This window comes from Enhydrobacter sp., from assembly GCF_030246845.1.
Classification (GTDB): domain Bacteria; phylum Pseudomonadota; class Alphaproteobacteria; order Reyranellales; family Reyranellaceae; genus Reyranella.
In genome coordinates this window covers 1,418,202-1,441,933 of record NZ_CP126889.1, presented here as the reverse complement: position 1 = coordinate 1,441,933, position 23,732 = coordinate 1,418,202, and the positions used below count along the sequence as shown (strand labels likewise).

The following is a 23,732-nucleotide window of genomic DNA, read 5'->3' as shown; positions in this document are numbered from 1 at the left end:
TCAATAGGTCGTCGACAGGTACTCGACGATCTTCGGCACATCCTCTTCCTTGATGGGCGCGCCATAGACCTTGATCATCTTGGTGACCTCGGCCTGCCAGAACGCCTGCTTGAACTTCGGTCCCTGCGGCTGGGTCTGGATGTAGTCGGCCGAATGGCAGGCGCCGCAATTGCCCTGCACCACATCGAGATTGGGGCCGGGCTTCAGGGTGGCGGCCTCTTCCGGCAGCTCGTAGTTCAGTGGCTTGGCGCTGACCGACAGGGTGAGGGCGGCGCTGCCGGCGACGAGGAGGCCGGCCAGGGCGAAGCGTCTCATGATCGGGCTCCTCAGCTCGCCGTCACGTGGACGGCTTCGATGACGTTGCGCATGTAGCCGGCCGGATTCCAGCTCGCTGTCGCGGGCTGGGTCTCGCCCTTGTTGCTGGTGGCGCGCGCCTTCAGCACATGCGTCCCGGCTGCGAGCTTCACCGGCAACTGCCATTCGCGGAACGAGTACTTCCCGAGGTCCTGGCCGAGCTTGGCCGGCGTCCAGCTCTTGCCGTCGTCGGTGGAAACCGCGACTTCCTTGATGCCGCTGCCGCCGTCGAAGGCGATGCCCTTCAACGTCAGCTCGCCGGCCTTCACCTTGGCACCGTCAGCCACGCTGGTGATGAAGGAGCGCACGTCGAAGCGGTTGATCGGCACTGTCTCCTTGGGCGCCGTGCCGGGCTCGACGCAATGGCAGTCGTTGGCCGGGATGCGGTAGGCGGTCTTCATCCAGAAATTGTCGAACACCTTGTCGATGACGGTGATCTCGTTGAGATGCTTCACCCAGTAGGTGCCGTACCAGCCCGGCACGACGAGGCGCAGCGGGAAGCCGTTCAGGAACGGCAGGTCGGCGCCGTTCATCTGATAGGCGAGCATCACCTCGCCGTCGCGCGCGTGGTCGATGTCGAGCGCCTTCACGAAGTCCGGCGTGGTATCGAGCACCGGGCCGTCCATGCCGTTGAAGGTCACCTGCCTGGCGCCCGCCGCGACGCCCGCCTGGTCGAGCACGGTCTTGAGCGGCACGCCGCGCCAGCGCGCGTTGCCCATCGCGCCGTTGCCCGACTGGCCGCCGGCGACGCGCGGCTCGAAGAAGCCGCGGCTGTTGCCCGAGCACTGGTTGACCGCGACGATCTCGACCGCCGGCAGGCGCTTGAGGTCGGCGAGCCGGAGCTTCAACGGCTTGTTGACCTTGCCCTTGACCTCGACGGTGAAGGTGTCGGGATCGATGTCGACCGGCAGGCCGGCCAGATGGTAGCGCACGAAGAAGGCGTCGTTGGGCGTGATCACGCCCTCGTTGAAGACGGAAAACGGCGTCTCGAGCTGCGGCGGGCGGCTGGTGAGGCCGATCATCGGCCGCTTCTGCGGATACTTGACGATCGGCCGCTCGCCGTTGCCGAACGGCATCGTCACGCTGTCGGCGAGCGCCTGCAGGGGGCTGAGGGCGGCGGCGAGTGCGCCGGAACCTTTGATCAGGCCTCGTCTATTGATCATGGCGTCCTCCGGGTCGTTGCGCCAATTTTAGCCAACGCTCCGGCCCGGGACCAGCGCCAGCCAGAGCGAGATCACGGTCGAGCCGATCGCCACCGCCTGCAGGGGCGACAGCGGCTCGTGCAGGAGGATCATGCCGCTCAGCACGGCGACGATCGGGATGGCGATCGAGGACAGGGCCGCGACCTGCGCCGGCAGGAGCTTCACCAGGGCGAACCACGCCGCCGTTCCCAGCGCCATCGGGATCGCGCCGGTATAGAGCGTCGCCGCCATGACCAGGGCCGAGGGCAGGTGCGTGGGCGGGCCGTCGATCACGACGGCGCCGAGCACGATCGGCGGCCAGGCGGCGGCTACCTGCCAGAAGGTGAGGGAGAGCCCCATGCCCGGCCAGCTCGTACGCTTCACGACGAAGGTGCCGATGGCCCAGCAGAGCCCGGCGAGAAGCCCCCAGAACAGGCCCCAGGGCGCGCCGGCATAGCTTTCGAAGTTGGGCGCCATCAGCGCGACCACCGCCGCCGCGCCGATCAGGATGGCCGCCAGCAGCCGGCCCGTCAGCGGCTGGCGAAACACGACGAAGCCGATCAGCGCTACCCAGAGCGGCATGGTGTAGGCCAGCACGGAGGCGTGGCCGGACGGGATGTAGAGCACCGCCATGGAGGTCGCGATGTTCCAGACGGTGAGGTTCATCAGCGAGGCCAGGATCAGTATCGGCCACTTGCCGCGCGGGACCGCGAGCGCTTCGCCGCGCAGGCGCATCACGACGTAGAGGACGACGATCGCGGTCGTCAGCACGATGCTGCGGAAGGTGAGGACCGGCAGCTCGGCGAGCGCGACCCGGAAGAGCGGCCAGTTGGTGCCCCAGATCAGGGTCAGGCCGGCCAGCAGCGCCAGCACCCGGGGCGACTGGCGGGTCATGGCATGGCGGAGCCGACCGGCGGACGGCTTCGACCCGGACCAGGCGGTGCGATCAGGGCAGGAGGCGGCCGGACGCTCATAACTGACCGAGCCGGTTAGACCGAAAGTGACCCTTTGCCAAGCATTTGCGCCAGTTGATTGCCACTGGCGACCGGGGCCGCCCTGCGGTCCGGCTTGCAAGCCCTGGGTATCTTCTTTAGAGAAGTCCCCGCCGCGCCCGTAGCTCAACTGGATAGAGCATCTGACTACGGATCAGAAGGTTAGGAGTTCGAATCTCTTCGGGCGCGCCAATCTTTTCAATACTTTAGGCCTCTTTGGATGGGCTTCCCAGCCTTCTTAGGCTCGCGCTAGGCTCAGAGGCAGCCGAGATTGCTGCGTTTAGCCTTGCTTTCGCGCTTCGCGCCAACGTGCTGCGATTCTCTCCGAAGCTCGACGCTCTGCAGATGTTTACTAGCGCATGAGATCGAACGTGCTGCGGACGCGATGCCATGGCGTCTCCAGGAGATCGTACATGACGGGCGGGACGCGCCATGCCTCGCCGAAGTCGGCCTTGTACTTGAACAGGAACGGCTCGGTATCGCTGGTCATCGCATCGAGCATGGCCATGATGCGCTTCATCCGATATCGCCACGCTCTGAAACCGTGTCGGCCTGGTGGGCTTCGGCATGGCGCACGATCGCATCACGGTATTGCCCATCGGGCACCACGGAGAGGAGTGGTAGCAGGATCTGGTTTATGCGTGGCTCAAGACCCGGTACCGCCAGCGTATGGTCGAGGCGTACCTTCAGACGTTCTCGGAGCCGAAAATGAAGAAGCTTGTTACGAAGCGTGAGCGCCTCCGCCTCATAGGCATCGGGCAGGTTTATCGGAACCGTGCCCTTGAGCGCGGGCTCCATATCGATCGAAAGGAAGCGGCTCTCCAAGGCACGGTCGTCGTAGCGACCGCGCATGCCTACCATTTTCGGTCCGAAAACATGGAAGGCCCTCGGCTCAAACTCCTTCGCGGCCGTGACCTGCGTGCGCAGCACCGGAAATCCGGCAACGTTGCCATTATTGAGGATTTTCACGAGTTCCGCCTTCTCGTCGGAAAATCGGAAATCTGCCTCGTCGAAGACGAGCGTGCCTTTGAAGGTATCAAGCGTGTGGAAAATGGGCGACACCGTCGAAGCGCCCGAAGCGAAGAACGGTTTGCACGCGATGCTGCCGATCACGATGAGCGCACGGGTCTTGCCGGTGCCGTAGTCGCCGCGAAATCTAAGATACGGCAGTTCCCGGAAGGCGTCGTAGAGCCATGAGAGAATCACGTATCCAGCGGCTAGACGCTGTGCATCTGGCGCGAGCACGACGTATCGGGCGAAGAACGCTTCGATCTCTGCGAGCAGCTCGGTGAGAGTGCCGCATGGCGTCGGCTCGGAGGGAAGCAATAGTGCCCGATGCCGTACAAGGTCGTTCCGGGCTTTGACGGGGACGTATCGGATGCGGTCTCGGTCAATCACCGTGAGGTATTCGCAACCGCCCGCTGACTGACGCACGAAGCGGGTTTCCCGACTTGCAGGGTCAAAGATGGTTTCAACAAGCGTGCCGTCTTCCAGGACGTCGGAAACCAACAACTCAGATCGCGGCTCCTTACTCGGCAACATTTTTGCAGTGTATCGTTCAGTCTATCTGATGCAGAGACTCCGTAATGCACGTCGCGCTGTGCATCGCCATCCCTAGCTGGCGTACCGTCCCATAGATACGATTAAGCGATGAAGCAGGATCGACGATCAGCGTTTGTCGATTTCGTTATGCCTAATGCAACCGAAGCCGAGCGGATCGATGCCACCCGCCGCTGGTTTAACGTGCTCACGATCCTGATTCGCTTCGCGGAGAACCATCGGTGTCCGGTCTGCGATTCGCGTGAATCGGATGGGAATGCTAGAGTCGCTTGAAGCACGCCAGATCTATGAAGCAGTATTTCGCATACATCCGCGTTTCCACGATCAAGCAGGGAGAGCAGGGTTCGAGTCTTCAAGAACAAAAAGCGGCGGTTGAAGCTTACGCCAAGCGCCACGGCCTCAGGATCGTTGAGTGGTTCGAAGAGCAGGAGACGGCGGCAAGCCAGGGGCGACCGCTGTTCAATCGCATGCTCAAGGGGCTCGATCGTGGTAAGGCTGCCGGGATTATCACGCACAAGATTGACCGTAGCGCGCGCAACCTACGTGACTGGGCGCGCCTCGGTGAACTCGCCGATCGGGGCATCGAACTGCATTTCGCGCACGAGAGCATTGACCTTACGTCGCGAGGCGGGAGGCTTTCGGCGGACATTCTTGCCGTCGTCGCGGCCGACTATATCCGTAACCTGCGCGATGAAGTTCGGAAGGGATTCTACGGGCGTCTCAAGCAGGGCCTATATCCCTTGAAAGCGCCGCTCGGCTATCTCGATCAGGGAGGCGGAAAGCCGAAAATGATTGATCCGGTTGCCGGCCCGTTAGTGCGCTCCGCCTTCGAGCTGTATCGTACCAGTTTGTGGTCCCTCGACACTCTTTGCGCGGAACTCCATCGACGTGGCCTCCGAAATCACCGGGGCGGTCGTGTCACGATGAATGGTCTGTCGACGATGCTCAACAACCCGTTCTATGCCGGTATCATCAAGCTTCGGACGACCAACGAAGTATTTCAGGGCGTGCATGAGCCGTTGATTGATATCGGGCTCTTCGACCAGGTGCAGACTGTCCTCCAAGGCCGGACGCCACACCGAGGAATGCGGAAGCGGTACCGGTATCAGCGACGCATTCGCTGCGGCGCGTGCGGCTACGCGCTCATCGCGGAGCGCCAGAAAGGCCGGATCTACTATCGTTGTCATACAAGAAGTTGTCCGCGTGCTTCCATCCGCGAGGATCGCATCGATGCCGAGCTCGCCAAGTCGGCTCTCACGCTACGCTTCACGGACGCCGAATGGGCGCTAGCTAAGGCAGATATGGAGTATTTGTTAAAGCAGAGGGTGCACGAACTGCCGGTCGAGAAAAGCAAGATTGAACTACAGCAAAAAGCGGTTGCCGGTCGGCTTTCTCGAATGACCGATGCCTACATCGATGGAGTCATCGACAAAGACACCTTCTTAAGGCGAAAGGAGGAACTGATAAAAGAGTTGGCGGTACTGCGATCAAGGTTGAACGCGCTAAGCGATTCGGAAGCCGTGGCACGCGCAGAGGCCAACAGAATCCTCGAACTCGTAAGAAGGCTTAGTTGCTTTGCAGATTCAGCCTCTGAGCTAGATATTGACGAGTTGCTCACCGACACAACATCGAACTTATCCGTATCGGAAAAAGAGCTCGTAATTGCTTGGCAAAAACCGTTTGATAAGTTGGTGACGCCGCAAGGCATCACCTCATGTGAGCCTTATCGGGGCAAACCTCGAACTTTTGACCTCGCGCGCACCATCATCGAGCACGTCGAACGAGACGCAAAGCAGAAGGCAGGCAACGACAACGAGGCTTCCAATACAGATGATCGCCTCGCTGCTTAGTTTCGCCGATAGAGGCGACTCCGCCAAGACGGCGTGTTGCACGACTCGGCGGGCATCGCCGGCGTGGCATCGTCTGTTGCCGCCGGTCCCGGCTCTCCATGAGCGATGCTCTCTCCGCCAGTACACTTTGGACAACTGTGGTTCTCTGCAAATCTGATAAGGACGCTTAAGACGTTGAACCAGCGCCTGGTCGCATCAATGCGTTCTTCCTCGGTGGCGTTCGCCATGAGGTGGTCGACCAATGCCGACCGCTCTTGATGATTGAGCATATCCGGGAAGGATACGCCTGACTTGGGGTTTGGGAACCCAGACCCTATACTGGCAACGTGGAAGTTACTCCGGAACAACTGGATGCCATTGTGGCAAGTGGAGATTTCGAGGCGCTCGTTGGCGCATCGGAAACGGCGTGGCTTGAATGCAAGGGCCAGCCCTACCAGCTCACCAATGATGAAGCGAAGCGCGAGCTCGCAAAGGATGTCTCCTCGTTCGCGAATGCCTCTGGTGGCCGCATCATCATTGGTCTGCAGACCAAATCGAGCACTTCCCATTTCGGTGATGAGATAGAGAAGGTGCGCTCGTTCGCGCAGGGTCTGGTCAACACGACCCAGTATACGGACGTCCTCGACGCGTGGGTTTTCCCCGCAATAGCAGGTGTGACGGTTGTTTGGGTTCCAACGAAGGGTGATCCTTCGAAGGGAGTTGTTGTCATAAGCATCCCGGCGCAAAGCGCCTCTTCGAAACCGTTCTTGGTGACTAGGACGTTCGACGGAGCAAAACACAGTGAGACGTTGCTGGGCTATGCTGAGAGAAAGGGAGATACGAGCAAACCCTTAAGTATAGCGGAACTTCAAGCAGCCTTGCGTGCGGGGCTGAACTACGATGCGCTGGTTAGCTCAAAATTTGAAGCGCTTGAAACGCTCATCAAGAACGCGGCCCCTGCTTCGCCGTCCGTTCCAGAAAAAAAAATTCCTGAAGAAACCCGCACACAGCGAGTTGAAGCCGCGGCCGCCCATGGGGGCATCAAGGAGGGGCGATACATCGCCTTGTCTGTCGTTCCGTTGCCCCCGGGGCAGCTAAAGACGATCTTTGCGAGTTCGGAGGACAGTATCAGGCGCAAGCTCGAACATCCTCCGCAACTACGACACTACGGTTGGGATCTGACGCACCACGATCAGGCTAAGATCATGAAAGGGGAGGCAATCCGTGCCACCAACGGTGATCGCAAAGTCCTCGATCTCTATCGCGATGGCATGATGGTCGCGGTCGCACCGGCTGATGCAGCCTTCCTTGCGTGGGGGCGTGACGACAGCAAGCAGCGGCTCAATCCTCTGGCGCTTATCGAGTACGTCTATGCATTCTTGAATTTCTATTCGCTAGTCCTCAAGGACTTCGACACCCCACCGGCCAAAGTCATTATGCGTGTCGAACTGCATCACATGCACCTTGGGGGGATCAAGAGCATGCTTGGGCCATATGGTTTGTTTAGTGCCTCCCAACAATTTGGAATGCATGATCAGCCTGCGCCGGCGGACGAGACGGCGTTTGAGATCGAATCATCGGTCACGGATTTCGAACCGGCTCGATTTCTCTTTAACATCATGAGAGAGATCTACCTGTGGTTCGGTATTGAGGAAGACAAGATCCCATACTTCAAGACCGATAACGACGTGCGCGTGTTCGACACCGAGGCAGTATCGAAAGTGTAATTCTAAGAGCAATCGCTCAAAGTTCGATTCCCCTTGGGTCTCGCCGGTCTAGACACCGCAACGCATGGATCCGCGTGCATGAAGAAAGCGCTCGGTTGAGCGCTTTCTTCATGTCTAGGTACCGTAATGCACGGTTTTTGTTCGAGTGAGCCTTATCGGGGCAAACCTCGAACTTTTGGCCTCGCGCGCACCATCATCGAGCACGTCGAAAGAGACGTAAAAAAGAAAGCAAAGATGGACGGCGTGGTTTCCGAACCAGACGACCGCCTCGCTGCTTAGTCTCGCCGATGGAGCCGGCTACGCAAAAACGGCGTGATGCACGGCTGGGCAAGCATCGGTGGCACGTCATCGTTTGCTACCGTCTCTGCCGCCAATCCCAGCCCTCAATGAGCCGGACTCTCTTCGCCGGTGCATTTGGGGCAGCTGGCCAATGTTTAGCTACCAGCTGCTGGAATTGTGTCGGTGAACTCAAGTGTGCCGCTTTGTGGCCGCTTCAGTCCCTCCAGTCTAGGAATTACCAGCTTCAAAGGCATCTGGCCTGCTGTCCCGCTGAAGATGCATGTGCCTGTCGGGAGTGTAGGGATTGAAGCTTCCGAAAGCTGGTCAATGTAGGACACGGCAGAGGCAATAGTCGCCAAATCCTTTTGATTAATCAGCCTATGGATGAAGTAGTTGTGCGCCTGTGAGGTGATAGTTGGAGATATGTCGTTGGGTCTCTGGCTCGCGATTGTCACAAAGACACCGAACTTCCGTCCTTCCTTGATGATTTCTTCGAACGTTTCCAACCGATAGTCTTTCCAACTCTCTGCCTCCCGGGCTGATTCGGTCGAGAGGATGTTGTGCGCCTCATCAATGATTACGGAGAGCGAGTGACCTCTCGGACCATTCTTGTGGTCTTGATATACCTTCTTTGCCACCAATAGCGGGATCGTCTTCTTCATCTCCAGGTTAACGTCGTGTAGATTCACGACAACAAAATTGCGCTCCCACAGGGTGCCTCCACTGTCCGTATCAAGGATTTTTTCGATATCTACTCGCTTACTGATCAGTTTATTGATCGCCGGGGCGATGTGCTCATTTTGAGCCCTGTTTGCTAGAACGTCGTATATCAACTGCACGTACATGAAGGAGATCAATTTCGTGAGTAGGTTCTCACTGAAAGCAAAACGTGCAACATGTTGGTATACGATGGTGTCGGGAATCTTGTCTGGCTCGGTTTTCAAGAATATCTGGCCAGGCCCACGCATCCGGTATCCCTGTGATACGTTGTGCCATTCAATGTCTCCGTTGATCTCAATGCGATTTCCATTTTCATCGTTCTCAGGCAAAATCTCCCGAAGGTAATCCAGCAACAAATCGACGCGTAGTTTGTCGGACATCTGTAAAATATGGGTCACCTGTAGCCGCACAATATTTCTAAAATGCTCGGTGGCCTCATCGGATTCTTTGCCATCAAAAACATGACGGAAGAGACGCACGGCGCGGCGGAGAAAGGGCTTTTGTGTCTTCTCAGTGGCGTCTGCGAGAATTGCCAGCAGCTCGACATCTAAAAGGCTATCCTGGGAAATCGGCAACTTATCGCTTGCCGTTCTCCCGGTCGAAAGATTGAACACCCTCTTCTGGTCGGTGATGCACTCGGCTTTTGCGTACTCCCCATTAAAGTCAAACAGTAGGAAACGCGACTTTTCGAGAAACGCCGCTGCGTTCCGGGCGCGCAACGCATGTACAAAAGCGCCGAACAGCGTCGCTAGCGTGTTGGATTTGCCGCTGCCAGTGTTTCCGAAGATCGCAATATGGCTGTTAAATAGGCCATCGACCGGAAACTCCATCGGGTATTCTTCGTAATCGGTCTTGCCGATCGATATGGTTATGCTGTTGTCGGTCGCTAGCCTATGGATCTGATGGATACGCTCCGAGGTCACCAAGAATGCCTCGTTCCCAATCAGCGGTAGTTCTCGCGTTCCACCCTGAAACTGCCCGTCCCTATTGATGAATCCAACCAAGGCAATAGTCAAAACGCGCCTATTTCTATCAAAGTGGGCGACGGCAGCAATATCCGCTGTTCCGGCCTCCTCGATTCGTTCACCTTCAACTTTACCAATTAGCGTCAGGAAGCCTTTTCGAATCTCAATATAGCCGTTAACCGACACGTTCCTTAGGATCTGGCCGTCGAATAGAAGGTCCGATACATTCTTGTTCTTATCAACGCGCACGAAGATTCTGCGACCAGAGACTTCAACGACCTGTCCGATCCGAAGAACGGCCTCCTTCTTCTGATAGTCAGTTGCCATAGGCGGACTTCGGAACAACGCCCGAGAGAAGCTCATTGAAGCGAGGAAACTTGATGAGCTCGTCGCCGTCGGGGTGGTAAATCACAACGTTATTGTGATTGGCGAACTTGGTCTTGTAGCCGTCGATCGAGCCCCTGCTGTAAGCCACAATCACAAGCAACAAGGTGGGATTTTTCAGAGCTTTGGTGACCAGATCACGGATGTGCTCGTCCTCGAATGAGAAGCCAAAGGCGATCAGAACCGTATTTTCGACTTCCAATGAGTTAGCCAAGATTCGTAGTAGGTCGTAGTAGGTCCGCTCTACCAAAGTCTGTTTAAATTTCTCTTTGGTTGGCAGCACGAGGGAAAACTGATCCAAAAAGAGCGGCAGGCTCGTTGCAAAATCTTCGGCACTTGGATCCGGGACTTCACACTCCGCTGCGCAGTAGACCAGATCAGTGCCAGCCGTGCGCCACGATAGAGATCCATGCAACTTGATCAGATTTACGATGGGCACGGCCGCCGTGTACCTGTACAAGGTGCCCGTCTTGTATGTTACATCGAAGAAAGTCTCGGGCTGATATTTCGGTTTTGCCCCGACTGCAGGGCCTCGGAGAAACCCGTCGTTGACTCGAAGTGTCACGACACTTTCAGACGCACGTTCAACAAAGAGATCGTAGTTTGTCGTGAACACGGTTGCCTGTCGTGGTAGCAAATCGGTTTTTCTTTCCTCAAGGATGCGCGACAGGATGCCCAGGAATTGTCGATGGGCATCGAGCGTCTCGATGTTGTTGGCGTTTTCTACGCTTGTGATGAGATCGTTAGTTGAGACCTGAATTGCTCGGAGAAATTCAAACTTCTTCGCCTGTAGCGCCGCCGGATCTTCGAGGAGCTTGTTCAGTTCGTCCTCGATTTGACCGGCGATCGGAATTGCTGGGGTAGAAGCTCCAGAACCGAGGAGAAAGTTAATTTGACATGACTGAAGGGCCTTCGTCAGCGTGTTGCTGAAGTCGGTTGAGTCGGCCGTGATACAGGAGGTCCGTGGCATGGTGTAGTTCTCAGCTTGCATGCTACCACGTGCAGAAACGGTCGGGAACGAGTAATGACACGCGAGCGAGAAGCGCATGCACGCTCTTCGTTAGGCTACTTCAAAGCCCTGCATGATGCCGTCATGCGGACACTACAGTGCGCCGGTATCGTGACGGCATGGGAAAGGAGAAGGACGTATCGCACATAGGGCATGTGCTGTTCCGGAATGACCGCACCGCGTTTGGCATTCGTCAGGCCGACCGGCTGATGCACATTTATATACTTGGACAGACCGGGACCGGGAAGTCTACGTTCTTGGCGTCGCTCGCAAGGCAGGATCTTCATGCTGGCCGCGGCCTCTGCTTTATCGATCCTCACGGCGACGTGGTTGAGCGGCTCGCGAACGATGCTCAACGGTCCGGCCGATCCGACTTAATCTACTGGAACGTTCCTGACCCTACGTCACCATACGGTTACAACCCGCTGCGGCACGTGCGGACGAACAAGATCCCGCTTGCGGTCTCCGGCCTGCTCGAAGCTATGCGGAAGCTGTGGAGTGATGCGTGGGGCGTTCGTATGGAGCATATTCTCCGGAACTCTCTCTATGCCCTCTTCGAACGGCCGGGGAGCACGTTGGCCGACGTTCTGCGGCTCCTTGGCGAGGAATCATTTCGGAAGGAAGTCGCCTGGGCGCTCTCCAACGAGCCGGTGCGACAGTTCTGGCTCAAGGAGTTCAGTCGGTACTCGTTGGGATATCGCTCAGACGGCATTGCGCCGGTGCAGAACAAGATAGGGGCATTCCTGGCCGATCCGATGCTTCGGCGCATCCTCACGGAGCCGAAGGAGGACCTCCACCTTCGATCGATCATGGATGCGGGTGGGGCGCTACTTGTGAACCTCGCCAAAGGGCAGATCGGCGAGGACAGCGCCAATCTTTTGGGGAGCCTACTTGTATCGACCATAGGGCTAGCGGCCTTCAGCCGCGCCGACGCTCCTGCCGCAGAGCGCCGGCCGTTTGCCCTGTTCCTCGACGAATTTCAGAGCTTCACGACGCTCTCAATCGCGACGATGGCCTCCGAGCTCAGGAAGTACGGCGTCTCGCTTGCGCTCGCGCATCAGCACCTCGACCAGTTGGAGTCGGAAGTGCGGCACGCTGTCCTAGGAAATGCAGGTACGGTCATCGCGTTCCGAACGGGAGCCGAGGACGCTATCCACCTGGCACGCGAGTTCTCACCGGTATTTGACGCCGACGACTTGACCTCGCTCCCCAACTACCACGTCTACCTCAAGCTCATGGTCGACGGGACACCAAGCAAGCCGTTTAGCGCGTCGACGTCGCCCTGGAGCCCGTCGTCGTGATAGCATTACACTAATGAAGGACCCTGGCGACAGCGGAAGGAACGGTGCAGTGAACGGAGACTACACTTGGATCGCCAACTTCATTTGGGGAATTGCAGACGATGTACTGCGCGATCTGTATGTCCGCGGCAAGTACCGAGACGTGATCCTGCCGATGACGGTGCTACGCCGCCTCGACGCGGTGCTTGAGCCGACGAAGAAGGCGGTGCTCGACGCGAAAGCGAGCCTCGATAAGGCGAAGATAACCAACCAGGACGCTGCACTCCGCGCCGCCTCCGAACAGGGCTTCTACAACACGTCGCAGTTTACCCTTCGCGATCTGCGCAACAGGGGCAGTCAGCAGCAGCTGCGGGCGGACTTTGAGGCGTACCTCGACGGGTTCTCGCCGAATGTTCAGGTGATCCTGGACAACTTCGAGTTCCGGAATCAGATCCCAAGGCTATCCAAAGCTGACGCGCTTGGCACGCTAATCGTCAAATTCCTCGATCCCTCGATCAACCTGAGTCCCAACCCCGTGCTCAATGCCGATGGATCGGTGAAGCAAAAGGGTCTCGACAACCACGCGATGGGGACGATCTTCGAGGAGCTGGTGCGCCGCTTCAACGAAGAGAACAATGAAGAGGCTGGCGAGCACTGGACGCCGCGCGATGCGGTAAGGCTCATGGCAAATCTGATCTTCATGCCGATCGCCGATCAGATCGAATCAGGCACGTATCTGCTCTATGACGGCGCGCTCGGTACTGGTGGGATGCTGACGGTGGCAGAAGAAACCTTGCAGCAACTCGCCAAGGATCACGGCAAGGAGGTTGCCACCCATCTTTACGGTCAGGAAATCAACGCGGAGACGTATGCGATCTGCAAGGCCGATCTCCTTCTTAAAGGCGAAGGCGAAGCGGCGGACAATATCGTCGGCGGCCCGGAATATTCAACACTCGCCAACGACGCGTTCCGGTCACGCGAGTTCGACTTCATGCTGTCGAATCCTCCCTACGGCAAGAGTTGGAAAAGCGATCTCGAACGCATGGGCGGCAAGGATGGCATCAAGGACCCGCGCTTCCTGATCGAGCATAGCGGCGATCCCGAATACTCGCTGGTGACGCGTTCGAGCGACGGGCAAATGCTGTTCCTTGCCAATCTTGTCTCGAAGATGAAGCACTCGACGAAGCTGGGCAGCCGCATCGCGGAGGTTCACAACGGATCATCGTTGTTTACCGGCGACGCCGGCCAGGGTGAGAGTAACATCCGCCGCTGGATCATCGAAAACGATTGGCTCGAAGCCATCGTCGCGTTGCCGCTCAACATGTTTTACAACACAGGCATTGCGACCTACATCTGGGTGATCACGAACAGGAAGCCGGAACATCGCAAGGGCAAGGTTCAGCTCATTGATGCGACTAGTTGGTACAAGCCGCTACGGAAGAACCTCGGCCAGAAGAATTGCGAATTGTCGGGCGAAGATATCGACCGGATTGTTCAGGCGTTCCTTGACTTCAGGGACACCGAACAATCGAAGATTTTTGACAATGCGGCCTTCGGGTATTGGAAGGTTACGGTCGAGCAGCCTTTGCGAATTCCTGGCATTGATGCTGATCGCGCCTACACGCCAAAGGAAATTAAGGCGTTGAAAGCCGAGCGAGGCACCACTCCTACTGCCTCACCAGTAATTCGCAAGATCCACAAATCAGCTACGGCCGATCCATTACACGGGCTGTTTGAAGTTGTCGTTAAGGGTAAGCGCTGTGTCGTTGAGTATGAACCGGATGGCGATCTGCGCGATACGGAACAGGTACCGCTGCAAGAGCCGGGTGGGATTAAAGCGTTTATCAGTCGAGAAGTGCTACCTCATGCTAGGGATGCATGGATCGATGAGGGCAAGACGCAGATCGGGTACGAGATCAGCTTCAATAGATACTTCTATAAGCCGCAACCGCTCCGCTCTCTCGAAGACATCAAGAAAGACATTCTTGCGCTTGAACGTGAAACGGAAGGCTTGCTGAAAGAGATCGTCGGAACTTCCGTATGATCGACGGCCTGAAACCCTACCCCAAGATGAAGGACTCCGGCCTGCCATGGCTGGGAGATGTGCCGAACCATTGGGACGTGCGCAAATTGCGGCATGTCCTAGAAGCGGTGACACAAAGAAATCGTCCTGATTTGCCTTTGCTTTCGGTCGTTCGTGAAAGGGGCGTTATCGTTCGGGACGTTACTGATGCCGACGAAAACCACAACTACATTCCTGATGATCTCTCGAATTATAAAGTAGTGAGGCGCGGACAATTTGCAATGAACAAAATGAAGGCGTGGCAGGGTTCGTATGGCGTCTCTGACTTCGATGGTATCGTCAGCCCGGCATACTTTGTATTTGAGCTCGCCGGCGTAGCCGTCAATTTCTTTCATTTAGCAATTAGGTCTAAAGCATATATCCCTTACTTCAACCAGGCTTCAGACGGTGTTCGTATCGGTCAATGGGACTTAGCGCAATCGAGGATGCGAGAGATACCCTTTGCAATTCCGCCAGAGGTTGAGCAAGCAGCCATCGTCCGATTCCTTGATCACGCCGACCGGCGGATACGCCGCTACATCGCAGCAAAGCAAAAGCTGATTAAGCTGCTCGAGGAAGAAAGGCAGGCCATTATTCACCGCGCGGTCACGCGCGGGCTCGATCCAAGTGTTCGGCTCAAGCCTTCTGGTGTGGAGTGGCTGGGGGATGTGCCTGAGCATTGGCACTTGGTTCCTAATAGGGCGATGCTTCGGAAGCGAAAGGTGCTCGTAGGAAAACGCCATAGTGACTATCAATTACTGTCGCTCACTAAGGCCGGCGTGATTGTAAGAGATGTCGCGTCAGGGCGTGGAAAGTTCTCAGCGGATATGGGTACCAGTCAAGAAGTGCGACCTGGCGATTTGGTCTTTTGCCTTTTCGATGTGCCTGAGACGCCGAGAACAGTCGGCCTCTCCAACCATCATGGGATGATTACAGGCGCGTACACGGTCTTCGAATGTCACGACAAACTTCTCGCGAGTTTTATTGAAGCCTTCTACATCGCAATGGACGACCGTAAACTTTTGAGTCCACTGTATTCTGGACTTAGGAACACGATTCCTCCGTCAACCTTCCTGGGCGTAAAGACGCCGGTTCCGCCGCCTGCTGAGCAAGCGGCCATCATCCGCTTCCTCGATGAGGCTACATCGTCTCTCCGCGCCGCAATTGATAGGGCTCGTCGTGAGATTGATCTCCTTCGGGAGTACCGCGTAGGCCTGATTGCTGATATCGTCACCGGCAAGCTCGACGTGCGGGAGGCAGCGGCTAAACTGCCCGACGCGACTCCGGAGGTCGAGCTACTGGACGAAGTTGGTGAATTGCCGCACGATGAAGAATCGGTCGAAGCTGGAGAGCTTGAGGCCGAAGACGCAGCATGAAAACCGATACAAGTGAGAAAGGATTGGAGGTCCTGATCCTCGGCGATATGACGGCCGACGGCTGGATCGCTGGCAATCCGACCGACTACGACCGCAGCTATGCGGTGGACTTGGTGCAACTTCGCGCTTTCATCACTTCCACTCAACCATTGCTAGTCGATGCGCTTGATTTGGACAACGAAAGCCCAACGCGGCAAAAGTTTCTTGCACGCTTGCAAGGCGAGATCACCAAACGGGGCGTCATCGACGTGCTGAGGCATGGCGTAAAGCATGGGCCGCACTCACTCGACCTCTTCTACGGGACACCGACGCCCGGCAACACCAAGGCCGAAGAGCGTCATGCTGCCAATCGGTTCAGCGTTACACGGCAGCTCCGCTATAGCCTCGACGAGACTATGAATGCTCTGGACGTCGGGCTGTTTATCAACGGTCTACCGATAGCCACGTTCGAGCTCAAGAACAGCCTCACCAAGCAAACGGTGGCGGATGCCATCGAGCAGTACAAGCGAGACCGCGACCCGAAGGAGTTGCTGTTTCAGTTCGGCCGCTGCATCGGGCACTTCGCGATCGATGACGCAGAGGTCCGATTCTGTACCCAACTTAAAGGCCCAGCGTCGTGGTTTCTACCATTCAATAAAGGCTGGAATGACGGCGCCGGCAATCCGCCAAATCCGACCGGACTGAAGACCGACTATTTCTGGAAGGAAACGTTACGTCCGGCGAGCCTTACGAACATCATCGAGAACTACGCGCAAATCGTCGAAGAGCGGGACAAGAAAACAAACAAGAAGAGGCGTGATCAGATCTTCCCGCGCTTCCATCAGCTGGATGTGGTTCGGAAGCTGCTTGCCCATGCAGGCGAGCACGGGGCCGGTCAGCGGTACCTGATCGAGCATTCGGCGGGTAGCGGGAAGTCCAATTCGATTGCCTGGCTGGCACATCAGCTCGTGAGCCTCAAACGCAAGGACCAGCCCGTATTCGAGTCGGTCATCGTGGTGACAGATCGGACTATCCTCGATAGCCAGCTCCACAACACCATCAAGAACTTCATGCAGGTCGGTGCGACGGTCGGGCATGCAGACCACTCCGGTGACCTGCGTAAGTTTATTGAAAGCGGCCGCAAGATTATCGTCTCGACAGTGCAGAAGTTTCCCTTTGTCTTGGATGAGATCAGCAACGAGCACCGCGGCAAACCGTTCGCGATCATCATCGATGAGGCGCATTCAAGTCAGGGCGGTAAGACCTCGGCCGCTCTAAGCACTGCGCTGTCGGCTGCGGGCGAGGAGGAGGAAGACGAGACGATCGAGGACAAGATCAATCGGATCATGGAGGCGAAGAAGCTGCTCCCGAATGCGAGCTATTTCGCGTTCACGGCGACTCCAAAGAGCAGGACATTGGAGATCTTCGGCGAACCATACCAAGAGCAAGGCAAGACTAAGCACCGCCCCTTCCATAGCTATACGATGAAGCAGGCCATCGACGAAGGATTCATCCTCGATGTGCTCCAGAGCTACACGCCGGTCGATAGCTACTACAAGCTGGTGAAGACAATCGAGGGCGATCCGGAATTCGACACCAAGAGGGCTAAGAAGAAGCTGCGGCGGTATGTCGAGAGCCACGACCACGCCATCCGCGTTAAGGCCGAGATCATCGTCGATCATTTCCACGAGCAGGTCATCGACCTGCGCAAGATCGGTGGCGAAGCCCGGGCGATGGTGGTGACAAGCGGCATCGAGCGGGCCATCCAGTACTTCCACGCGATCCAAAAGTATCTGGAAGAGCGCAAGAGCCCATACAAGGCGATCGTCGCGTTCTCCGGGGAGCATGACTACGGTGGGACGAAAGTCACCGAGGCCTCGCTCAACGGATTCCCGTCGCGCGAGATCGCTGACAAGATTCAGGAACACCCGTATCGCTTCTTAATTTGCGCCGACAAGTTCCAGACGGGCTACGACGAGCCCCTATTGCACACCATGTATGTGGACAAAACGCTGTCCGGCATCAAAGCGGTGCAGACGCTGTCGCGGCTTAACCGGGCGCGCCCAAAGAAGCATGACACGTTCGTGCTCGATTTCATGAACGACCTGGAGACAATAAAGGCGTCCTTCGAGCCATACTATCGAACGACCATCTTGGCGGAAGAGACTGACGCCAACAAATTGCACGACCTCAAAGCGGACCTCGACGGTGCAGGCATCTATTCGCCTGCGGTGGTCGAAGAGTTCGCCAAGCTGTATTTGACGGGTTCGGGCAGGGAAACGCTCGATCCGCTGCTCGATAGCTGTGTTGCGCTCTATCTCCAAAATCTCGATGAAGACGGCCAGGTCGATTTCAAGGGAAAGGCCAAAGCCTTCGTCCGGAGTTACGGCTTCCTGTCGGCGATCCTCCCGTACACTAACGCCGAATGGGAGAAGCTGTCGATCTTCCTGACCTTCCTGATTCCGAAGCTGCCGGCGCCGAAAGAAGAAGACTTGTCGAAAGGCATCCTGGAAACCATCGATATGGACAGCTACCGCGCCGAGAAGAAGACGGCGCTGAAGATCCAATTGCCGGATCAGCATGCGGAAATCGAGCCAGTGCCGACGGATGCTGGTGGTGGAAGAGCTGAGCCCGAGCTGGACCGACTTTCCAGTATTCTGAAGTCGTTCAATGACCAGTTCGGCAACATCAAATGGGCAGACAGCGACCGCATTCGGAAGCTTGTCACAGAGGATATCCCATCCAAAGTTTCGGCAGACAAGGCGTATCAGAACGCCAAGAAGAACTCCGACAAACAGAATGCACGGATCGAGCACGACAAGGCGCTTAGACGGGTGATGACGTCGGTCCTGAAGGACGACTCCGAGCTGTACAAACAGTTTAGCGACAATCCGGATTTCCAGCGTTGGCTGACCGAAATGGTGTTTTCAATGACATACGAGGATGCTCCGGGTAGCAGGGCTTAGGCGGCCCGCATCATCGTAAGGCCGAGTAGGAAGAGGCCGGAGCGTTCTGTCTGTGAGCGCATGCGAGCAGAGTGATACGCGAGGAAGTCGTCCGAGGCCGAAAGCATGCCGACTGCGATGCCTGCTGCTTCGGAGCGGCGCCAACATCCCCATAGAGAATAGGTACGCCGTGTGTGGAAGCTGTATGTGGATGTCCTCGAAGCGTGATGCGACAGCGGCCGGAGAAAGGAGGCCGGTTTGGACGCCGGCCTCCCGCTCCTCTCGGAGCTCCTGTCAGTGGCTTTCCGCCTTGTAGCCGGCCGGGTCCTCCATCCACTTGAGGATGTCCGCCTCCCGGTACACCACGCGGCCTCGGGGATGCTCCGAAAGGCGTATCCTCTTCGGGAACCTCCCTTTGATCTCGCGGCGCGCCTGTTCGGCAAACGACAAGGTGACGAGTTCCTTGACCTGCTTCTTGGTGAGAAAACGCATCGCTAGTCTCCGTAGACACGGAGCATCGCGACGCCCCTAGGGTTGGACAATGCCCTTGGGCGTCGGAAGGGTATCACATCTGGCGCGAGGGAGCTGCCCGCCAGGCTATTTGACGATCGAGAGCACCCGCCGCTCGTACGTCGCGATGTGCTTCCGCATTTCCGGGATGTAGTCGTGCTGGTCGTAGATCTGCTCGACCGGATCTTGCACACCGGAGACGTGGTTGATGTATTTCTCCGCCACTTCCCGGGGAAGCTGGAGCTCGGCCCACTTGGTCCTGAACGTCCTGCGGAGGTCGTGTAGCGTCCAGGGCGGCATGTGCTTTTCTCTGCCCTTGTTGATCGCCTTGTCGAGGTCCTTCTTGGACTTGCTCCAGCCGTTCCAGGTGCGCGGCTTCGCGAGCAAGCCTTGCGCCGCCTTCCCGACGGGGAACGTATGATCTCGGTGGTTCTTGACGTACCGCCCAGGGATGGTCGCCAAATCGCCCTTGAGGACGATGTGTTCGATCTCGCTGCGGCGCTGGCCAGTCAGTATGAGGAGTTTGACCACGGTTCCGTATGCCGTGTCCGGGCAGGCTTGCCAGACGAGTTTGAGCTCTTCTTCTGAGAGTACGCGCTTTCTGGGCCTCGACTTCCGCACGGTCAGCGCTTCGGCGGCGTTGCTCTTCAGAAGACCCTTCCGGACGCCGTGCCGGAACATCATCTTGAGAACCGCAATAGCGTGCTGCTTGACCGACGGGGCAAGCTTGTCGGTCTCGTGGGTCAACATGCGTGGCGTGATGGCGTTGGCGTCGCCTGAGAGGTCGACCCGGCCGAGCAGCCACTTGTAGCTGTCGTACGTCCGGGGGCGGGTGTTCGCCTTGGCCTCGATAAGGAAGCTATCTTTGAGCGATTGGTAGGAGATCCGGGCGTGGTCAGCGCCGAGCTGGACTTCCGCCAGCTTGTGTCTTGCGACCTCACGCGCCTTGGCCAGAGAAACCACGGGCCAGGTGCCAAGCGTGACGCGCCGCCGTTTGGTGCCGTACAGGATGATGAAGGTCTTGGTGCCGCCTTGGGATACGCGAACGCCGAAGCCCCTGACCTTGTCGTCGAAGTACGTTCTTTGGCCCCGTGCCGGTGGCTTCAAGGAGCGCACAGTTACGTCCGTTAGGCTCGCCATAGGCTCAGAATTATCCGAGTTGCTGTGAGAGACTATGGTCGTTATGGACAAAGAAGTCACGTCAAATCAATCGCTTACGGTCACGATGATCGACATGAGGAGCCGTACATTCTGACTACGGATCAGAAGGTTAGGAGTTCGAATCTCTTCGGGCGCGCCATTTGCGTACAAAACCACGAACATTCGTGCCGTCTCCCGCCCGGCCCATGGCTGCTGCAGCGAGAACGACCTTGTCGCTGAACACGCTCATCTTGTCGTCTCCGACCTCGACTTGAGCTATGATTGATTGCAAGTATGCCTTGCGCGCCTGAACGTCGCCTGTATCGAGTTGGCGGACTGCTCAACGCGCTTTCGATCAAGCCGGCTGGAACTGTCGAGGTATAGGGAACGGCGAGCCGGGACGCGAAGCTCGGGGCGCAGCCGGCCACAGCTACATGAAGAATGTGGTTGCTCTTTTGCCCGGTAGCCGTGTGAAGGATTCTCCAAATCCAATCAACTGGAACATTCGGGTTAATGAGAAGGTAGCCATCGATCTCCGTCTGCTCCTCGCCCACCAGGAGGCTTGGCTCGGTATCATTTCGGACCTCCGAGACCAGATCGGGGAGATTCAAGCTGGGCGCCCGGCTGATGTTGGGGATTAAGGTATCGACCAGAAATGCTGGGCGAATGGCTTTGTGCCGGCAACGCCTTCGTTGCCAATGCCGGTAATGATTCTCTAATCCCGGCTGGCATGGTATCTCGCCTGCATACCACCGAAGGTTGATCTCAGTTACGAAAGTTACATTTTTTGGATTGCACGCCCTCTCAGCCATTAACTACGACGGGATGGAAGGGGATATGGCACCAGCCGTTGCACCGGCCCGAATGGCGACAGGGGTTTGCATCGGATCGGTAGGGGCAACCATCAATGCATTTTGCCGATTTCTTTCAACGGGTAACCGGCAGGGAACCTTACGGCTATCAGTGGCGTCTGGCCACGAATGAATGGCCTGATGCGCTCATTGCACCAACCGGTCTTGGCAAGACAGCGAGCGTGGCTCTCGCTTGGATGCACAAGCGCGCACAGGAAGACCGTACAACGCCGCGGCGACTTGTCTGGTGCCTTCCAATGCGAACGCTTGTCGAGCAGACGGCGGCGAACGTGGCTCTGTGGCTCAGGAACCTCCATGGCACAGGGCTCGATGCAGACTGGCGTCTACCGGAAAAGCCACATGTGCTGATGGGCGGCGAAGTCGACGACACGTGGATCCGCCACCCCGAAAGGTCCGCCATCCTCATCGGCACGCAAGATATTCTGCTCTCTCGGGCGCTGATGCGCGGCTATGGCGTCGGTCGCGGGCGCTGGCCGGTCGATTTCGCCCTCCTCCACAACGATGCGATGTGGGTGTTCGACGAGGTCCAGCTCATGGCAGCCGGCGCGTCCACATCCGCGCAGCTCGAAGCGTTTCGGCGTGAGATCGGCGCCTGGGTCGGCTGCCGCTCGCTGTGGATGTCGGCGACTCTGGAGCGGGACTGGCTGAAGACGGTCGACTTCGAGAAGGGTGCAGCCAAGCTTGTTATCCAAGGGCTTACTGACATCGACCGAGCACATCCCGCTGTCCAGCAGCGGCTCGCCGCCCCAAAAGCAATCGTGAAGGCAAAGACGACCGTCGATTCTAAGGCTGCGTCAGGAAAAGCCTTGATCGAATATGCCGATGCGCTCGCTGCCGAAGTCATGGCAGCCCACAGACCTGGCAAGACGACGCTGGTCATCTTGAATCATGTAGGGCGCGCACAGGCGCTTTATGATGCACTAAAGAAGCTGGATGCGCCGCCACTTCTGCTCGTTCATAGCCGCTTCCGGCCAGTCGAACGCGAAAAAATTAGCAAGCAGCTTGCACAGCAACCTGATGTCGCTGGCCGCATCGTTGTGGCGACGCAGGCGGTTGAGGCGGGCGTTGACATAACCTCGGCTGTCATGTTTGCCGAGCTTGCGCCGTGGGCATCGTTGGTGCAGCGCTTCGGCCGGCTCAATCGTGGCGGTGAGGAGACAAACGCGCAGGCCTTCTGGATCGACATCGCAGCGGACGATGGGAAGATGGGCAATCTGGCCTTGCCGTATACCTCCGAAGAACTCGCAGTGGCACGCGACTATCTTGAAAATCTCACAGACGTCTCGCCGAAGTCGCTTGAAGGATTTGCGAATGGCTCTCAAGGATCATGGCAAGTTGTTCGATGCAGAGACCTCTACCAGCTCTTCGACACCGATCCGGACCTGACGGGTTTCGATGTCGATATTTCGCCCTATGTGCGCGGCGCCGACGACACAGACGTGCGCGTGTTCTGGCGCAAGATCGCCGATCTCAAGGCCGGACCGCAGGGGGATGAAGCGAGGCACCCGCATCGCGACGAGCTCTGCGCCGTGCCGGTCGGACAGGCGAAAAAATGGCTGGGCGCGTATAGGGGCAGAGCTTTCGTGTGGGATTGGCTGGAGAAGCGCTGGACGAAGCTCGATCGGCCTTGGCCGGGAGCGCTCATCTTCGTGGAGGCCGCCGTCGGCGGCTATGATGCGGAGCGCGGATTCGACATCAACGCGACGAGCGCGGTCGATCTCGTTGTCCGGCGGGATGGACCAAAGACGGAGCCCGACAGCGCCGACGGCGATCCCGATACCCTGAAAGATCGAGAGGTCGGGCTGCCTGACCATCTACGCCACGTGCGCGATGAGGCTAGGCTGCTGTGCAAAGCGCTCCAGGTTCAAGCTGTGGAAGCGGAGGAGCGCGCCTATCCCCGCATATTTGAGAACAAAGAAGTGCCCGAGCCAAAGGAGGACGCCGCCAATGTCGCTTGATTTCACCGCGCTCAAGGACGCGCCGCGCCTATTGATCGAGGCAAAGCTCAAGCCGCTGCAAGGGACGCGCTTCCAGCCCACCGGTTTCCCCAATCTTGGGGCTGCGACCTATCAGGGGCCCGGCGGCATGGACATGCTGCTCGTGGAATCCGCCCAGAGCATGGCGAACCGCCTGGAGGCCGTTTGCTGGGATGAGGTCAACGATGACTGGGTCGCTCCGCTCAAGGGGCTTCCGGTGATCAAGGTCGTCGACAAGGGCGAAAAGCCGCTCACAAATTCTGTACTCGAAGCGCATCGGATTAATTCCCCCTACATCCTCGAGGGAAAGGACAAGTCGATCTTCAATGTGCTGAAGGCAGACCTGGCCGACATGGAGGAGGGTCGCGTCGACATTCGAAGGCTCGCCGGCACTCTGCTGAAATTTGATCCCAATGCGCTGCTACACGGTGTCTTTTTGGCGAAGAAGGAGCTTGCCGGCGGACGACTGCGCCTGCCCCGTTCGCTGTCGGCCTTCGTTGAAGCAAAAGATGTAAAGGTAGCCGCAAGCGGAGGCGTCAAGAATGATGCCGTCAACCCCAGCGGCGATACGAATAAGGGATTCGGGAACGTT

Annotated in this window: 16 protein-coding genes, 1 tRNA gene and 1 pseudogene; 9 read left to right on the top strand and 9 right to left on the bottom strand. The window is 57.7% G+C overall.

The window, feature by feature from the left end:
- The 3 genes from OJF58_RS07360 to OJF58_RS07350 are packed head-to-tail and all read right to left on the bottom strand — an operon-like array spanning position 1 to position 2,429.
- Positions 1-315 carry a cytochrome c gene (locus OJF58_RS07360; protein ID WP_300783155.1) on the bottom strand — a complete coding sequence of 105 codons (315 nt, stop codon included), beginning with the start codon at positions 313-315 and terminating at the stop codon, positions 1-3.
- 11 nt (positions 316-326) lie between these two features.
- Complete coding sequence (locus tag OJF58_RS07355) at positions 327-1,517, bottom strand: molybdopterin-dependent oxidoreductase (RefSeq protein ID WP_300783154.1); 1,191 nt, start codon at positions 1,515-1,517, stop codon at positions 327-329.
- Between the two features lie 27 nt (positions 1,518-1,544).
- Entirely contained in the window at positions 1,545-2,429 is an 885-nt protein-coding gene (locus OJF58_RS07350) for a DMT family transporter (protein ID WP_300783152.1), read from the bottom strand.
- Positions 2,430-2,642: 213 nt separating this feature from the next.
- On the opposite strand from OJF58_RS07350, the gene OJF58_RS07345 reads away from it, so the two are divergent.
- A tRNA-Arg gene (locus OJF58_RS07345) sits at positions 2,643-2,719 on the top strand.
- Between the two features lie 160 nt (positions 2,720-2,879).
- On the opposite strand, the gene OJF58_RS07340 is transcribed toward OJF58_RS07345, so the two are convergent.
- Together OJF58_RS07340 and OJF58_RS07335 are read right to left on the bottom strand one after the other, a co-directional pair.
- Positions 2,880-3,047, bottom strand: a complete 168-nt coding sequence (locus OJF58_RS07340) for a hypothetical protein (RefSeq protein WP_300783151.1) — start codon at positions 3,045-3,047, stop codon at positions 2,880-2,882.
- Positions 3,044-4,039: a hypothetical protein gene (locus OJF58_RS07335; protein ID WP_300783149.1), complete on the bottom strand. Its 996-nt coding sequence runs from the start codon at positions 4,037-4,039 to the stop codon at positions 3,044-3,046. The genes OJF58_RS07340 and OJF58_RS07335 overlap by 4 nt, the downstream gene beginning before the upstream one ends.
- A 335-nt stretch (positions 4,040-4,374) precedes the next feature.
- On the opposite strand from OJF58_RS07335, the gene OJF58_RS07330 reads away from it, so the two are divergent.
- Positions 4,375-5,937 (top strand): recombinase family protein, encoded by a 1,563-nt coding sequence (locus OJF58_RS07330; RefSeq protein WP_300783148.1) that lies wholly within the window; start codon positions 4,375-4,377, stop codon positions 5,935-5,937.
- Between the two features lie 326 nt (positions 5,938-6,263).
- Positions 6,264-7,643, top strand: coding sequence for an ATP-binding protein (locus OJF58_RS07325; protein WP_300783146.1), 1,380 nt, complete (start codon positions 6,264-6,266; stop codon positions 7,641-7,643).
- A gap of 434 nt (positions 7,644-8,077) precedes the next feature.
- Here OJF58_RS07325 and OJF58_RS07320 read toward each other — a convergent pair whose 3' ends face one another.
- Positions 8,078-9,934: an ATP-binding protein gene (locus OJF58_RS07320; RefSeq protein WP_300783145.1), complete on the bottom strand. Its 1,857-nt coding sequence runs from the start codon at positions 9,932-9,934 to the stop codon at positions 8,078-8,080.
- A complete protein-coding gene (locus OJF58_RS07315; RefSeq protein WP_300783143.1) occupies positions 9,924-11,039 on the bottom strand; it encodes an SIR2 family protein in 1,116 nt (371 codons plus the stop codon). The genes OJF58_RS07320 and OJF58_RS07315 overlap by 11 nt, the downstream gene beginning before the upstream one ends.
- Positions 11,040-11,119: 80 nt before the next feature.
- Here OJF58_RS07315 and OJF58_RS07310 point away from each other — a divergent pair, with 80 nt between their 5' ends.
- From OJF58_RS07310 to OJF58_RS07295, 4 genes are read left to right on the top strand one after another with little or no spacing between them, the layout of a single operon-like run.
- The gene (locus tag OJF58_RS07310; RefSeq protein WP_300783142.1) at positions 11,120-12,301 is read left to right on the top strand and encodes a TraM recognition domain-containing protein; all 1,182 of its coding nucleotides are present in this window, start codon (positions 11,120-11,122) and stop codon (positions 12,299-12,301) included.
- A 49-nt stretch (positions 12,302-12,350) separates the two neighbouring features.
- Complete coding sequence (locus tag OJF58_RS07305; RefSeq protein ID WP_300783140.1) at positions 12,351-14,324, top strand: class I SAM-dependent DNA methyltransferase; 1,974 nt, start codon at positions 12,351-12,353, stop codon at positions 14,322-14,324.
- Entirely contained in the window at positions 14,321-15,718 is a 1,398-nt protein-coding gene (locus tag OJF58_RS07300) for a restriction endonuclease subunit S (protein ID WP_300783138.1), read from the top strand. Before OJF58_RS07305 ends, OJF58_RS07300 begins: the two co-directional genes overlap by 4 nt.
- Complete coding sequence (locus OJF58_RS07295; RefSeq protein WP_300783137.1) at positions 15,715-18,663, top strand: type I restriction endonuclease subunit R; 2,949 nt, start codon at positions 15,715-15,717, stop codon at positions 18,661-18,663. The genes OJF58_RS07300 and OJF58_RS07295 overlap by 4 nt, the downstream gene beginning before the upstream one ends.
- Positions 18,664-18,936: 273 nt before the next feature.
- Here OJF58_RS07295 and OJF58_RS07290 read toward each other — a convergent pair whose 3' ends face one another.
- Positions 18,937-19,134, bottom strand: a complete 198-nt coding sequence (locus OJF58_RS07290; protein ID WP_300783136.1) for an AlpA family phage regulatory protein — start codon at positions 19,132-19,134, stop codon at positions 18,937-18,939.
- A gap of 105 nt (positions 19,135-19,239) precedes the next feature.
- The gene (locus OJF58_RS07285) at positions 19,240-20,292 is read right to left on the bottom strand and encodes an integrase family protein (protein ID WP_300783135.1); all 1,053 of its coding nucleotides are present in this window, start codon (positions 20,290-20,292) and stop codon (positions 19,240-19,242) included.
- 907 nt (positions 20,293-21,199) lie between these two features.
- Here OJF58_RS07285 and OJF58_RS07280 point away from each other — a divergent pair.
- Together OJF58_RS07280 and cas7u are read left to right on the top strand one after the other, a co-directional pair.
- Positions 21,200-23,122, top strand: a complete 1,923-nt coding sequence (locus OJF58_RS07280; RefSeq protein ID WP_300783134.1) for a DEAD/DEAH box helicase — start codon at positions 21,200-21,202, stop codon at positions 23,120-23,122.
- Positions 23,112-23,660, top strand: a pseudogene (gene cas7u / locus OJF58_RS27105) (type I-U CRISPR-associated RAMP protein Csb1/Cas7u); the annotation flags it as partial. The gene OJF58_RS07280 and the pseudogene cas7u, both read left to right, overlap by 11 nt.
- Positions 23,661-23,732: the final 72 nt, after the last annotated feature.

What these genes read in the sequence shown, in the direction of transcription:
- OJF58_RS07355 (WP_300783154.1), bottom strand. Translation starts at nt 1,517, where the DNA reads ATGATCAATAGACGAGGCCTGATCAAAGGTTCCGGCGCACTCGCCGCC.
- OJF58_RS07290 (WP_300783136.1), bottom strand. Translation starts at nt 19,134, where the DNA reads ATGCGTTTTCTCACCAAGAAGCAGGTCAAGGAACTCGTCACCTTGTCG.
- OJF58_RS07350 (WP_300783152.1), bottom strand. Translation starts at nt 2,429, where the DNA reads ATGACCCGCCAGTCGCCCCGGGTGCTGGCGCTGCTGGCCGGCCTGACC.
- OJF58_RS07360 (WP_300783155.1), bottom strand. Translation starts at nt 315, where the DNA reads ATGAGACGCTTCGCCCTGGCCGGCCTCCTCGTCGCCGGCAGCGCCGCC.
- OJF58_RS07330 (WP_300783148.1), top strand. Translation starts at nt 4,375, where the DNA reads ATGAAGCAGTATTTCGCATACATCCGCGTTTCCACGATCAAGCAGGGA.
- OJF58_RS07320 (WP_300783145.1), bottom strand. Translation starts at nt 9,934, where the DNA reads ATGGCAACTGACTATCAGAAGAAGGAGGCCGTTCTTCGGATCGGACAG.
- OJF58_RS07295 (WP_300783137.1), top strand. Translation starts at nt 15,715, where the DNA reads ATGAAAACCGATACAAGTGAGAAAGGATTGGAGGTCCTGATCCTCGGC.
- OJF58_RS07340 (WP_300783151.1), bottom strand. Translation starts at nt 3,047, where the DNA reads ATGAAGCGCATCATGGCCATGCTCGATGCGATGACCAGCGATACCGAG.
- OJF58_RS07310 (WP_300783142.1), top strand. Translation starts at nt 11,120, where the DNA reads ATGGGAAAGGAGAAGGACGTATCGCACATAGGGCATGTGCTGTTCCGG.
- OJF58_RS07315 (WP_300783143.1), bottom strand. Translation starts at nt 11,039, where the DNA reads ATGCGCTTCTCGCTCGCGTGTCATTACTCGTTCCCGACCGTTTCTGCA.
- OJF58_RS07280 (WP_300783134.1), top strand. Translation starts at nt 21,200, where the DNA reads ATGCATTTTGCCGATTTCTTTCAACGGGTAACCGGCAGGGAACCTTAC.
- OJF58_RS07300 (WP_300783138.1), top strand. Translation starts at nt 14,321, where the DNA reads ATGATCGACGGCCTGAAACCCTACCCCAAGATGAAGGACTCCGGCCTG.
- OJF58_RS07285 (WP_300783135.1), bottom strand. Translation starts at nt 20,292, where the DNA reads ATGGCGAGCCTAACGGACGTAACTGTGCGCTCCTTGAAGCCACCGGCA.